This is a genomic window from Microbacterium sp. 22179 (genome assembly GCF_052045715.1).
GTDB lineage: Bacteria > Actinomycetota > Actinomycetes > Actinomycetales > Microbacteriaceae > Microbacterium > Microbacterium galbinum.
Genome location: NZ_JBQEPJ010000001.1, coordinates 605201 through 618102, shown reverse-complemented (window position 1 = coordinate 618102; position 12902 = coordinate 605201). Strand labels below are relative to the sequence as shown.

Annotated in this window: 15 protein-coding genes; 2 read left to right on the top strand and 13 right to left on the bottom strand. The window is 68.8% G+C overall.

What is annotated here, in order from left to right; all coding sequences use genetic code 11:
* Nucleotides 1–111: 111 nt before the first annotated feature.
* Nucleotides 112–1167 carry an AI-2E family transporter gene (locus ACTJKK_RS02980; protein WP_247622578.1) on the top strand — a complete coding sequence of 352 codons (1056 nt, stop codon included), beginning with the start codon at nt 112–114 and terminating at the stop codon, nt 1165–1167.
* A 6-nt stretch (nt 1168–1173) separates the two neighbouring features.
* Here ACTJKK_RS02980 and ACTJKK_RS02975 read toward each other — a convergent pair whose 3' ends face one another.
* The 9 genes from ACTJKK_RS02975 to rpsB form a co-directional block, all read right to left on the bottom strand.
* Nucleotides 1174–1890 carry an alpha/beta hydrolase gene (locus ACTJKK_RS02975; RefSeq protein WP_247957601.1) on the bottom strand — a complete coding sequence of 239 codons (717 nt, stop codon included), beginning with the start codon at nt 1888–1890 and terminating at the stop codon, nt 1174–1176.
* A gap of 2 nt (nt 1891–1892) precedes the next feature.
* Nucleotides 1893–2180, bottom strand: a complete 288-nt coding sequence (locus ACTJKK_RS02970; RefSeq protein WP_247956090.1) for a hypothetical protein — start codon at nt 2178–2180, stop codon at nt 1893–1895.
* Between the two features lie 9 nt (nt 2181–2189).
* Complete coding sequence (locus ACTJKK_RS02965; protein ID WP_440746942.1) at nt 2190–2879, bottom strand: transglycosylase SLT domain-containing protein; 690 nt, start codon at nt 2877–2879, stop codon at nt 2190–2192.
* A 47-nt stretch (nt 2880–2926) separates the two neighbouring features.
* Nucleotides 2927–3499: a DivIVA domain-containing protein gene (locus ACTJKK_RS02960; RefSeq protein WP_247956089.1), complete on the bottom strand. Its 573-nt coding sequence runs from the start codon at nt 3497–3499 to the stop codon at nt 2927–2929.
* The gene (locus ACTJKK_RS02955; RefSeq protein ID WP_336640439.1) at nt 3496–4635 is read right to left on the bottom strand and encodes a phosphatidate cytidylyltransferase; all 1140 of its coding nucleotides are present in this window, start codon (nt 4633–4635) and stop codon (nt 3496–3498) included. Before ACTJKK_RS02955 ends, ACTJKK_RS02960 begins: the two co-directional genes overlap by 4 nt.
* 6 nt (nt 4636–4641) lie before the next feature.
* Nucleotides 4642–5196, bottom strand: a complete 555-nt coding sequence (gene frr, locus ACTJKK_RS02950; RefSeq protein WP_247622583.1) for a ribosome recycling factor — start codon at nt 5194–5196, stop codon at nt 4642–4644.
* A 68-nt stretch (nt 5197–5264) separates the two neighbouring features.
* Complete coding sequence (pyrH, locus tag ACTJKK_RS02945) at nt 5265–5981, bottom strand: UMP kinase (RefSeq protein WP_247622584.1); 717 nt, start codon at nt 5979–5981, stop codon at nt 5265–5267.
* A 91-nt stretch (nt 5982–6072) separates the two neighbouring features.
* Nucleotides 6073–6900, bottom strand: coding sequence for a translation elongation factor Ts (tsf, locus tag ACTJKK_RS02940; RefSeq protein WP_247622585.1), 828 nt, complete (start codon nt 6898–6900; stop codon nt 6073–6075).
* Between the two features lie 44 nt (nt 6901–6944).
* The gene (rpsB, locus tag ACTJKK_RS02935; protein WP_247622586.1) at nt 6945–7895 is read right to left on the bottom strand and encodes a 30S ribosomal protein S2; all 951 of its coding nucleotides are present in this window, start codon (nt 7893–7895) and stop codon (nt 6945–6947) included.
* 300 nt (nt 7896–8195) lie between these two features.
* Here rpsB and ACTJKK_RS02930 point away from each other — a divergent pair, with 300 nt between their 5' ends.
* A complete protein-coding gene (locus ACTJKK_RS02930; protein WP_440746941.1) occupies nt 8196–8741 on the top strand; it encodes a murein hydrolase activator EnvC family protein in 546 nt (181 codons plus the stop codon).
* A gap of 7 nt (nt 8742–8748) precedes the next feature.
* Here ACTJKK_RS02930 and ACTJKK_RS02925 read toward each other — a convergent pair whose 3' ends face one another.
* Genes ACTJKK_RS02925 through ACTJKK_RS02910 form a run of 4 tightly spaced genes read right to left on the bottom strand, consistent with a single transcriptional unit; the run spans nt 8749 to nt 12788 of the window.
* Complete coding sequence (locus ACTJKK_RS02925) at nt 8749–9654, bottom strand: tyrosine recombinase XerC (RefSeq protein WP_440746940.1); 906 nt, start codon at nt 9652–9654, stop codon at nt 8749–8751.
* A 58-nt stretch (nt 9655–9712) separates the two neighbouring features.
* A complete protein-coding gene (gene dprA / locus ACTJKK_RS02920; RefSeq protein WP_440746939.1) occupies nt 9713–10903 on the bottom strand; it encodes a DNA-processing protein DprA in 1191 nt (396 codons plus the stop codon).
* Nucleotides 10900–12429 carry a YifB family Mg chelatase-like AAA ATPase gene (locus ACTJKK_RS02915; RefSeq protein ID WP_440746938.1) on the bottom strand — a complete coding sequence of 510 codons (1530 nt, stop codon included), beginning with the start codon at nt 12427–12429 and terminating at the stop codon, nt 10900–10902. The genes dprA and ACTJKK_RS02915 overlap by 4 nt, the downstream gene beginning before the upstream one ends.
* Nucleotides 12426–12788 carry a YraN family protein gene (locus ACTJKK_RS02910; RefSeq protein ID WP_440746937.1) on the bottom strand — a complete coding sequence of 121 codons (363 nt, stop codon included), beginning with the start codon at nt 12786–12788 and terminating at the stop codon, nt 12426–12428. Before ACTJKK_RS02910 ends, ACTJKK_RS02915 begins: the two co-directional genes overlap by 4 nt.
* Nucleotides 12789–12902: the final 114 nt, after the last annotated feature.

Sequence of the window (12902 nt, the reverse complement as noted above, 5' to 3'; positions counted from 1 at the left end):
CCACCTGTGTGTTGCCCACAAGGGTGATTCCCCCGGTGTGGAACGGCACGTCGCGCGGGCTGCGCGTGGCACGATCGGTAGCCTGGCAGCACCCCGACACGAGGAGTCGAGATGAAGATCCACAATCCCTTCCGCACCGCCCTGGTGGCGACGCTCGGAGTGGGCCTCGGCATCCTCCTGATCGGAAGCCTGCAGAACCTCTCCACCGTCCTGCTGTACGTCGGCACCGCGCTGTTCCTCAGCCTCGGACTCGACCCGGTGGTCGCATTCCTCGAACGCCGCAAGCTCCCCCGCTGGCTCGCGGTGCTCGTCACCATCCTCGGAGTGCTGGGCGTCTTCGCGGGCATCGTCCTGATGGTGCTCCCCATCCTGGTCGATCAGATCAGCCAGCTCGTCCGGCGCATCACGCTGTTCCTGCAGAGCACCTACATCGGCGACGTGAAGGACTGGATCAGCGATGTCTTCCCGGGCCTGCAGCCCTCGTTCATCGATGACACGTTCACGCGTGCGACCGACTGGCTGCTTGAGAACTGGGGAACGATAACCGAGAGCGTGATCGTGGTCGGCACCTCGATCATCACCGGCCTGTTCGGCGCTTTCATCGTGCTGATCCTCACGGTGTACCTCACGGCATCCACTCCCTCACTCAAGCGCGCCGTCTACCAGCTCGCGCCGGCCTCGAAGCGGGAGCGCTTCATCGACCTGGCCGACCAGATCACCGACTCGGTCGGGTACTACGTGATGGGACAGGTCTCGCTCGGCGTGATCAACGGCGTGCTGAGCGCGATCTTCCTCTCGATCATCCAGGCGCCCTTCCCTGCCGTGCTCGCGGTCATCGCGTTCTTCTTCTCGCTCATCCCGCTCGTGGGTACGCTCACCGGCTCCACGCTCATCGTGCTCATCTGCCTGATCCCGGGTCTCGGATCCCCCGCGACCGCGATCGCCGCCGGCATCTACTACCTGATCTACATGCAGATCGAGGCGTACGTGATCTCTCCGCGCATCATGAGCCGCGCCGTGTCGGTACCGGGTGCGGTCGTCGTGGTCGCCGCCCTCGCCGGCGGCAGCCTGCTCGGACTGCTCGGAGCGCTCATCGCGATCCCCGTCGCCGCGAGCATTCTGATCATCTACCGCCAGGTGCTCATCCCCCGCATGAACGAGCTCTGACGCCGCTCAGCGCGATGCCGGCCACTCTGTCGGCAGCGGGAGGGCCGCCGGGTGGACGGCCGCGACGATCTCGGTGAGCACACGGCGCGTCTGCGACTCCCCCACCCAGAGGTGCTTGCCGCCGTCGACGGCGATCAGCGTCGCATGCGGGATCGAGGCGAAGCGCTCACGCGCCTGCTCGGGCCGGAGGTAGTCGTCGAACTCGGGGACGAGGATCACGACCGGCCGATCGAACTGCGCCCACGCAGCGACCTCGGCGTCCGATGCGCGATGCAGGGGCGGAGAGAGCAGGATGACGCCCGCGATGTCGTGATCCCGCCCGTATTTGAGGGCCAGCTCCGTGCCGAACGACCATCCGAGGAGCCAGGGGCGCGGCAGCTCGCGCTCGTGGACGAACTCCATCGCGGCGGCCACATCGAACTGTTCCGCTTCTCCCCCGTCGAACGCCCCTTCGCTCGTGCCACGCGGCGACGTCGTCCCCCGCGTGTTGAACCGCAGGACGGCGAGGTTCGCGAGGGCAGGGAGGCGCGCCGCGGCCTTGCGCAGGATGTGCGAGTCCATGAACCCTCCCGCGGTGGGGAGCGGGTGCAGAGTCACGAGGGTCGCGACGGGATCGGCCGCTTCGGGGAGCGCGAGTTCACCGACGAGAGTGAGGCCGTCGGCCGTACGCAGCTCGATGTCGTCCCGCTGTGCGGGCAGTTCGAGCGGTCCGCGGATCTCGATGGTCACGATTGCCTCCAACAGTGTGTGTGCCAGTGCCTGCGTGCGGCGAGGTCGGCGGCATCGCCGAGGACTCCATCGGCGCGCCAGGCGACGAGATGAGCGGTGCCCGGTTCGATCGTGCGGGAGCAACCGGGGCACACGTAGGACTTCTGAGCCTGGATCGCCGAAACGGGCTGCACGGTCCACTCCGCACCGCGACGGGTCTCGGTACGCTTCCACCCCGCGAGGAGGCGTTCGAAGGACTCGTCGGCCTCAGATCGCGAAGGAGGCCGCCTGCGGGAGCGGGGCATCGTGCCTGCTCACCACCAGTGGTTGTTGATCCAGAAGTTGTAGGCACCGGCCCAACTGCCGTAGCGCCCGGTCGCGTAGCCGCTCGCCCAGCGCAGGTTGTCCACCGGGTCGTACCCGTTGCCCGGCACCTTGCTGCAGGGCAGAGCCTGCACGAGGCCGCAGGCACCCGAACTGCTGTTCGTGGCGTTCGGGTTCCACCCGCTCTCGCGCGACACGACGTAATCGACGTAGCCCCAGTCGGCTTCGGCGATTCCCGCGGCAGCCATCCAGTCCGCCGGCGCACCGCCACCGGTGTAGAAGAGCGGGGCCGCGGGGGCCGTCCCTCCCGAGTTCGATTTGGAGGCCGTCGTCGGCGTGGGCGTGGGAGTCGGCTTCGGCGTCACGTAGACCTCGAAGGATCCGCGCTCGACCGGAGCGATCTCGGCACCTTCGACCGTCACCGTCAGATTCTGGGTGTCTTCGAGTGCGACGGAGTACGCGCTGTCCGGCGTCTCCTGCTCGGGCGGATCCGCGAGAGCGACGGCGGTCGGTGCGACCATCGCGGCCGCGAAACCGACGACCGCGAGCGATGCGAACGCCGCGACCACACCGCGGCGACGCGACCATCGACGAGTACCACGATGCGCGGAATTCGCCGTCGCCACAGGTACCGGCGAGGCGTCACGTCGTGCGGGTGTCATGTCGTTTCGGGAGTTCACGATGGTCGACAGTCTACGCAAGACTGCCTGGGACGGCCATGAGAAGGTCAGCGGACGGCGAGGATCACGTCGATCGCCGCGTCGAGCAGGGCGTCCACCTGCTCTTCGCGATAACCGCCGCGCTGCATACGGAAGGCCGCCGAACGGAGCTGTTCCGCGCTCAACGCATCGCCGTCGCGAAGGTAGCGCACGATGCGCGTCGCCACGTGGTCGACCTCGTCGACGCGGTATCCGAAGGTGAGTGCACCCGTGCGGGCGAAGCGGTGACGGCGCGGACGCGCGAGATGGTCGAGGATCACCTGAGCCTCGTCGCGTGCCTGCTCGACCCAGACGCCCGCTCCCTCGGAACGCACGGCCCGATCGCGCTCGCGCGCCGCGAACGCGTCCTCGACACGGCTCAGCGCGGCGTCGACGTCAGCGACCACGTAGCCGCCCTTCACGAGCGGGAACGAGGCCGTGCGGACATCCGCCGCACCGAGATCTCCCCCGTGCTCGAAGGCGGCGCGCGCCGAGGCGAGGAAGGTGTCGACGGCCGCGGGGTGATATCCCTTGGTGCGCCCCGAGGCGACGGCGAAGGCCGCACGGGAGGGCTGTTGCTCTTCGGTCTTCTGGTCGTTCATGACAGCACCACCCAGGGAGAGAGGAGGAAGTAGAGGCAGAGGGCGGGGACCGTCGACGGCAGGATGCTGTCGAGCCGATCGAGCAGACCGCCGTGCCCCGGAAGCCAGGAGCTCATGTCCTTGATCCCGAGATCGCGCTTGAGCATCGACTCACCGAGATCGCCCAGTGTCGCCGACAGCAGGATGGCGGCACCGAAGACGATCCCACCCCACCACGGCAGTTCGAGCAGGTACATCGCGAGCAACACACCTGCGGTCAGCGAGGCGACGACCGCACCGGCGAAACCCTCCCAGGTCTTCTTGGGGCTGATCCGCGGAGCCATCGGATGCCGCCCGAAGGCGAGGCCGGCGGCGTACGCGCCGGTGTCGGCCGCGACCGCGATGGCGATGAAGCCGAGCACCCACCACTGACCGCCCTCCTGCCCGAGCAGGATCAGCGCGATGGCCGCGAGGAAGGGAACGTAGACCTGCACGAAGCCGCCGATGACGGCATCCGCGAGTACATCACCGTAGGTGCGCCCGTCCTGAGCGAACATCTGGGCGATGAGCCTCCAGACGATGACGAATGCCACGGCGAGGAACAGCACGATCCAACACAGCCAGATATCCGCGAAATAGCCGGAGAGCACGAGCGCGCCGGCAGCCACCAGCTGCGGGACGACATCGATCCGGCGGCCGGATGCCCGGAGAGCCCGCGCGAGTTCGTAGACCCCGAGCAGCGCAGCCGCCAGGGCGAACGGAACGAAGAGCACCTTGATGAACAGGAGGGAACCGAGAAGAGCCGCACCGAACGCGAGGCCGATGAGGATCGCGAGCACGAGGTCACGTCCCGTGCGCTGCTTGATCCGCTCGTTCGCCTGGTCGATCTGGTCTCGGGCATGCGAGACGTGACTGCCGAACTCGTCGCGCTTCGCCCGCCACTGTTCACGGATGGCGTTGTGGTCCGCCGTGTCGATCATGTCGGGGATCACCACGGCCGGCTCGTCCGGGAGCGGGGGGCGGGGCGGGATGAGCGAGGCGTCGAAAGCGGGGAACGCCTCGTCCGCCAACGGGATGCCCGAGTCCGGCGTCGTCGCATCCCGCGCCTCGCGGCGGGTCAGCGGCGCACCGTCCTCGGAATCTCGCGTGTCAGACATCCGTCCTCACACCTCGAGGAGTTCTGCCTCTTTGCGCTTGAGCGCGTCATCGATGAGGTCGACGTGCTGGCGGGTGAGAGCATCGAGCTCCTTCTCGCCACGCGCGATCTCATCTTCACCGACCTCGCTCTTGAGCGCATCGAGGTCGTCCTTCGCCTTGCGGCGGATGCCGCGGACGTGGACCTTCGCGTCCTCGCCCTTCGACTTGACGAGCTTGACGTATTCCTTGCGACGGTCGGCCGTCAGCTCGGGCATCGTCACGCGCACGAGATTGCCGTCGTTCGTCGGGTTCGCCCCGAGGTTCGGCATGTCGCGGATGGCCTGCTCGATCGCCTTGAGCGCCGACTTGTCGTACGGCGTGATGACGAGGGTGCGCGCCTCCTGGTTGACCATCGAGGCCAGCTGACCGATCGGGGTCGGCGTTCCGTAGTAGTCGACGAGGACCTTCTGGAAGAGCTGGGGGTTCGCGCGACCGGTGCGCACCGTGGAGAAGTCCTCCTTGGCAGCTTCGACCGCCCGGTCCATGCGGGTGGTGGTTTCAGCGAGGACGTCCGCGATCACGGTGACTCCTATCGTCGGGGTGTTCTGCAAATTCTATCGGGCGAAGCCTTCTCCGCCGCGTCACACACTCAGGTGGTGACCAGGGTGCCGATCGGCTCACCGAGAAGGGCACGCGTCACGTTGCCCGCGGGCTCCATGCCGAAGACGCGCATGTTCATGTTGTTGTCCATGCACAGGCTGAAGGCGGTCGAATCGACGACCTTCAGTCCGCGCTGCAGCGCGTCGCTGTACGTGACCCGCTCGATGCGCTCGGCATCCGCGTGCTTGTTGGGGTCGGCCGTGTAGATGGCGTCGACGCCGTTCTTCGCGACGAGGACCTCCTCCGCGCCGATCTCGAGCGCGCGCTGAGCGGCGACCGTATCGGTGGAGAAGTACGGGAGGCCGGCACCGGCACCGAAGATGACGACGCGGCCCTTCTCGAGGTGACGCTCCGCCCGGCGCGGGATGTAGGGCTCGGCGACCTGGGTCATCGAGATCGCGGACTGCACACGCGTCGCCGCCCCGGCCTGCTCGAGGAAGTCCTGCAGCGCGAGCGCGTTCATCACGGTTCCGAGCATGCCCATGTAGTCGGCGCGCCCCCGGTCCATGCCACGCTGGCTCAGCTCGGCGCCGCGGAAGAAGTTGCCCCCGCCCACGACGATGGCGACCTCGACGCGGTCGACGGCTGCGGCGATGTCGCGCGCGATCTGGCCGACGACATCCGGGTTGACACCCAGCTGACCGGCGCCGAATGCCTCTCCGGAGAGCTTGAGAAGGACGCGGCGGCGTCCGGTGCGTTCGGTCATGGGTGTTGTCCTCTCGTCCCGATTCAAGATAGTGCCTTCTGGGCATGAAGAAGGGGTTCGGATCTCACCGATCCGAACCCCTTCGACTCTGCTACGCGCCGACCTTGAAGCGCGCGAAGTCCGTCACGGTGATACCGGCGTCCTTCGCCACCTGGGCGACAGAGAGCTTGTTGTCCTTGGCGTAGTCCTGCTCCAGCAGGGCGACCTGCTTGATGAACGCGGAGACGCGGCCTTCGACGATCTTGGGGAGAGCCGCTTCGGGCTTTCCCTCGTTGCGCGAGATCTCGGTGACGATCTCCCGCTCCTTCTCGACGGCGTCAGCCGGAACGTCCTCGCGGGAGAGGTACGACGGGTTGGCGAACGAGATGTGCTGCGCGATGCTGCGAGCGGTGTCCGCGTCGTCGCCCGAGTAGGCGACGACGACACCGATCTGCGGCGGCAGGTCCTTGCTGGTGCGGTGCAGGTAGACCTCGACGTTGTCGCCGGCGATCGTACGCACACGACGCAGTTCGACCTTCTCGCCGATGATCGCAGCCTCTTCCGAGATCAGCTGCTCGACGGACTGACCCGCCGCGTCGGCGGCCAGGGCAGCCTCGACCGAGTCGGCCTTGACGGCTGCAGCGGCGTCGGCGACCTTGTCGGCCAGCGCGATGAAGCGGTCGTTCTTGGCGACGAAGTCGGTCTCGCACGCGAGCTCGATCAGCGTCACGGCACCGGCCTGCTCGCGAGCGACGACGAGTCCCTCGCTGGTCGAACGGTCAGCGCGCTTCGCGTTGCCCTTCGCACCCTTGAGACGCAGGATCTCGGTGGCCTTCTCGACGTCTCCGTCGGCCTCCTCGAGCGCCTTCTTGGTGTCGACCATTCCCGTACCGAGCTGCTCACGCAGCGCCTTGAGGTCAGCGATGGTGAAGTTGGCCATGTGTGGTGGCTCCTTGCTTCGTGATGTGTGTGGTGGTCGCGGGATTACTTGGCGTCTGCGGCCTCGGCGGCGGCGACCTCAGCGGTCTCCTCACCGGAAGCGGCGGCGATCGCCTCGTCGTGAGCCTCGGCACCGGCCGCGTCGGCAGCGGTCTCGTCGGCGGCGGGCGTCTCGACGACGGCGGCCTCGTCGGCCGCGGTCTCGACGGCAGCGGCGTCAGCGGACTCCTGGACCTCCTGGGCGGGAGTCTCGAGGAGCTCCTTCTCCCAGTCGGCGAGAGGCTCGGCGTCGCCCGTCTCCGGGTTGTGCTTCTGCTGCAGGCCCTCGGCAGCGGCGTCGGCGATGATGCGCGTCAGCAGCGAGACCGAGCGGATCGCGTCGTCGTTGCCGGGGATCGGGTACTGGAAGTCGTCCGGGTCGGCGTTCGTGTCAAGGATGCCGATCACGGGGATGCCGAGCTTCTTGGCCTCGTCGATGGCGAGGTGCTCGCGCTTGGCGTCGACGACCCAGATGGCCGACGGCGTCTTGGTGAGGTTGCGGATTCCGCCGAGCGACTTGTGCAGCTTGTCGAGCTCTCGCTTCTTGAGCAGGAGCTCCTTCTTCGTGAAGCCGCTGTTCGCCGGGGTCTCGTAGTCGAGCTCCTCGAGCTCCTTCATGCGCGCGAGGCGCTTGGAGATCGTCTGGAAGTTCGTGAGGAGTCCACCGAGCCAGCGCTGGTTGACGAAGGGCTGACCGACGCGCGTGGCCTGCTCGGCGAGGATCTCCTGCGCCTGCTTCTTGGTGCCGACGAAGAGGATCGTGCCACCGTGGGCGACGGTCTCCTTGACGAAGTCGTAGGCCTTGTCGATGTAGCCGAGCGACTGCTGCAGGTCGATGATGTGGATGCCGCTGCGCTCGGTGAGGATGAAGCGCTTCACCTTCGGGTTCCACCGACGGGTCTGGTGTCCGAAGTGCACGCCGCTGTCGAGCAGCTGGCGGATGGTGACCACAGCCATGGTCGTCTCCTTGTTCTGGCGCGGTGCGCCGTTGAGGTTTTCGCCGATCGTTCGATCGGACTTCCTGGTGCCCGGCGCACACCCGCCTTCCGAGGAAGGACCTGTGGGAGTGGATGCCACGACCAGAGTCGCTCTGGGCACGCGTAGTCACCCCGATTTCGAGGTGCCCCTCCAGCATACAGGACAACGACCGCCTGTCCTGCTCTCCACGGGCGGCGACATCGCGCACTTCTCCCCCACCTCCGGGCCTGTCGCTCGGACTCACGTCTCAGCCGCCTGAACGACCCGCAGACTCTCGGGATGACCCCGCCCGGACGTGTCTTCCTGATCGCCGCCCTCCTCGTCGCGCTCGCTTTCGGCGCGCACGATCCTGCGATCGCCGCACTCGAGCCCGACTCCTCCGTCCGGCCCCACTCGTCGGATAACGACGCCGCGTGGCGCTGGCCCCTCGACGGCCCGCGATCCGTGACGGCGCCGTACCGTGCTCCCGCTCACGCCTACGGGGCCGGACACCGCGGGATCGACATCGCCGGCGTTCCGGGACAGGAGGTCCGTGCACCCGCGGACGGCGTCGTGGCCTTCCGGGGAACCGTCGTCGACCGTCCGCTGCTCACGATCGACCACGGCGCCGGATACGTCTCGACCTTCGAGCCGCTCGCCTCCTCCCTGAATCCCGGCGACACCGTGGTGGCGGGAGACATCGTGGGGGTCGTCGCTCAGGGTGGGCACAGCGTGGTCGGCACCCTGCACGTGGGGGTGCGCCTCGACCGTGTCTACATCAATCCGCTCCTGCTCTTCGGCGCACTGGCCAGAGCGGTCCTTCTGCCGTGCTGCGACGATTCGTGACGCCCGCTCAGGCGCGCGGGTGCGCGAGGCGGTAGGTGGCGGTCAGTCGCTCGGCGGAGACGTGCGTGTAGATCTGGGTGGTACCCAGGCTGGCGTGGCCGAGGATCTCCTGCACGGCGCGCAGGTCGGCGCCGCCGTCGAGGAGGTGCGTCGCCGCCGTGTGCCGGAGTACATGTGGACCGACCGTCTCCGACCCCACGAGAGGGCCGAGCACTTCTGCCACCAGCGAGTACACCGCACGCGGTCCGATTCGCCCGCCGCGGCTGCCCAGGAAGACGGCGGCACCGGAAGCATCGCTCCGGGCGACGAGCGCCGGCCGCGCGCGCCGCAGGTACGCGTTCAGCGCCTCACGGGCGGGCACCCCGAAGGGCACGACTCGTTCCTTGGCGCCTTTGCCGAGCACGCGCGCGGTACGGCGATCGACGTCGAGATCGTCGATGTCCAGTCCGCAGAGTTCGGAGACACGGATGCCGGAGCCGTAGAGCGTCTCGAGGATCGCATGGTCGCGGAGAGCGAGCGGATCTCCGCCGGCGGTCGCGCGGCTGCGGTGCTGCTCGAGAAGCGAACTCATCGCGTCCTTCGAGGCCACGACCGGCAGGGTGCGACCGCGCTTCGGAGCGATCAGACGGAGACTCGGATCGTGCGCGATGATCTCGTGCTCGGTCGCCCAGGTGAAGAACGATCGCGCCGCCGCCGCGCGGCGCGCCAACGTCGAGCGTGCATCTCCGCGCTGGGTCGCTTTCCACAGCCAGTCTCGGAGCACGTCGAGATCGACGTCGCCGATCGTGATGTCTCCGGCCGACGCTGTCAGGTCCCGCAGGTCGGAGCGATAGGCGCGCACCGTCGCAGCCGACAGCCGGCGCACCCGCTCGAGGTACTCCGTGAAGGCCTGGACGGCGGCGGCGAGCTGCATGGCTCCAGCATGCACCGGATGACGGTGCGAGAGATCGCACCTCGCCGCCGCGGCTCGATCAGCGGGCCGCCGCGCGCACCCACCCCGCATCCGATCGTGTCAGGATCCCCTCGAGTTCGAGCAGACCGAGTAGCGCCCGCACCCGCTCGGGGGCGAGACCGCTACGCCGACAGATCTCCATGACGTCGAGAGGCGTCCGTGCCCCGAGAGCGTCGAGTAATCGGGTGCGATCGGGATCGTGACGCCGAGAAGCCCACGCCTCCTGCACGTCGTCGCCCCAGAGCTCGCGGACCTCCGCCGCGCAGGTCACACAGCGTGCGTCGTACTCCCGAAGGAGGCGATGGCACCCCGCCGAGGCAGCCGAGGTCACCGGCCCCGGCACAGCTCCGAGCGGTCTCCCCAGCGCCGCCGCGTGACCCGCCGTGTTGAGGGAGCCGCTCCGCCATCCCGCCTCGACGACCACGGTGGCCTGGCCGAGCGCCGCGATCAGACGGTTGCGCGCAAGGAAGCGCCACTTGGTCGGTGCGGCACCGCACGGCAACTCGCTGACGACCGCCCCGTGCCCGGCGATTCGGGTGAAAAGCTCCTGGTGTCCGGAGGGGTAGGCGCGGTCCACACCGCCGGCCAGGAACGCGATGGTCGCTCCTCGGACTCCGAGCGCCGCACGATGCGCCACGCCGTCGATGCCATACGCCCCGCCCGAGACGACCGTCGCACCGCCCGCGGCGAGATCTCCGGCGATCTCGGCGGCGACGTGCTCGCCGTACCCGGTCGCCGCGCGAGCGCCGACGATGGCCACGCGCGGGGTCGCCCTCAGGAGTCGGGTGTCCCCGCGAATCCACAGCGCCGGTGGAGCGTGCTCCCCCAGGTCGTCCAGCGAATCCGGCCAGTCCGGGTCGCCGGGGATCACCAGGCGCGCACCCACCTGGCTCGCACCGTGCAAGGCATCGACCAACGCACGGGTCTGCGCGCGCGGCCGCCAGCGCGCTCTCCCTTCCGCCAACGCGCGATGCGCCCGTGCGGAGCCGTCCACACGACCATCCGCCGGACTCGGCGTATCGAGGGCCAGCTCGAGGGCACCGGCGGCACCGAGTTCCCGGATCAGCGAGCCTGCGACGCCATCGCCCGGTTCCGCGAGCACCGACCACGCCGCGCGGGCGATCGCCTCCGTCGCTGTGCCCGTCTCACCTGCTCGGAGAGCGAACGCCGCATGCACGACCTCCCGGTCGTCGATCATCTCGTGGGTCACGGCGTCATCCCCCTCTTGAGGAGCAGCGCTCGACCGATCTCATCCTGTCGAGGACGCGCGAGTCCGGCGAGGTCGGCCATCGTCCACGCCAACCGCAACACCCTGTCGTAGCCGCGCAGGGTCAGCGCTCCCCGCTCGAGTGCGCGATCGAGCGGCTCACGATCCGCGGAGTCCAGGCGGAACTCCCCCTGCCGGAGCCACGTCCCCGGGATGTCGGCGTTCCGCGACCACGGCGTCCCCGTCCACCTCGCGGCGGCACGACCCCGCGCATCGGCGACGCGTTGTCGAGCGGCGGCCGTCGAGAATTCGGAGCGGCCACCTGCGGTCGCGCGCGATGCAGCCACTCTCGCGACACGCAACTCGATGTCGACTCGGTCGCGGAGGGGTCCCGAGAGCCGGGTCGCATATCGTCTGATCGCCTGCGCCGGGCAGGTGCATTCCGCGCCGCGCACGCCGTAATTGCCGCACGGACACGGATTCATCGCGAGCAGGAGTTGGAAGCGCGCGGGGAACCGTGCGGTGAACCCCGAGCGGATCACCTCGATCGCGCCGGATTCGAGCGGCTGGCGAAGCGCGTCCAGAGCCACCCTCGAGAACTCGGCCGCCTCGTCGAGGAACAGCACGCCGCGATGGGCGCGCACGATCGCGCCGGGACGCGCCACCCGCGATCCGCCGCCGACCAGTGCGGCGACGGATGCGCTGTGATGCGGTGCCTCGATCGGTGGGGTCCGGTCGAGGCACGCCACTCGGTCACCCATCAGCGAGCGGATCGAGGCGACCTCGAGTGCTTCGCCTTCGGTGAGCGGTGGAAGGATTCCGGGGAGGCGTCGCGCGAGCATCGTCTTGCCGGCGCCAGGGGGGCCGCTGAGGAGCATGTGGTGCCCGCCCGCTGCGGCGACCACGAGCGCCTCGACCGCCGACTCCTGCCCCACGATGTCCGCGAGGTCGAGCGACTCGCTCGGTTCCTCCTCCACGGCGGGCGGTTCCTCGGCGGGCACCTCGGGGATCTCGACATCCGCCCCGTGCCAGACCGCCACCTCCGCGAGCGAGCGCGCCCCGCGGACCTCGATCCCGGTCACCAGTCGCGCTTCGGCGGCGTTGGCCTCGGGCACGATCACGCGCTCGAACCCTGCCCTCGCCGCCGCGAACACCGCGGGGAGCACTCCGGCCACCGGTCGAACGCGACCGTCGAGACCGAGCTCGCCGACGTGCACGGTGCCCCGGATCGATCGCGGGGAGATCGCATCCCCCGCAGCGAGTGTCGCGACGGCGACCGCGAGGTCGAAACCCGATCCGTGCTTCGGCAGGCTGGCCGGCGAGAGATTCACCGTCATCCTTCGCCGCGGGAGGTCGAGTCCGGAGTTCTTGCATGCGTTGTGCACGCGCTGCACCGCCTCTCCGAGAGATTTGTCTGGCAGCCCGATGATCTTGAACTCCGGCGTCTGGTTCGAGAGGTCCGCCTCGACCTCGACCATGTGCCCGTCCACCCCTGTGATGGCGACCGCCCAGGTGCGTGTGGTGCTCATACGAGGTCCGCCACGTGCTCGAGCGAACCGGATGACGGGTCGTGACCGACGATCCCCACCACATCGAGCCGGATCCGACGCCCCCGAGCGTGAAGCGGGTGCGCGACGGCCCAGGCGTGGGCGAGCCCCCACATCCGCCGCTTCTTGCGCGCGTCGATCGCCTCGAACGGGTGCCCGTAGTCGATCGTCCGCCGCGTCTTCACCTCGACGAAGACGACGTCCTCGCCCTGAAGAGCCACGATGTCGATCTCACCTTGTGCGCAACGCCAGTTGCGGTCCAGGAGTGTGTACCCGGCGTCGACGAGATGCCGCGCCGCCCGTTCTTCCCCGGCTCTACCGAGGTCATCCTTCGCTGCCATTCCGACAGCATGACGATCGTGGCGCCCGAGCGGCGGGGCGGTCTCCGAGCGTCCACCGCACGGCGAAAACCCGGCCCTCAGGCGTCAGTGGTGCAGGAGAGGTGCGCTTCTCCG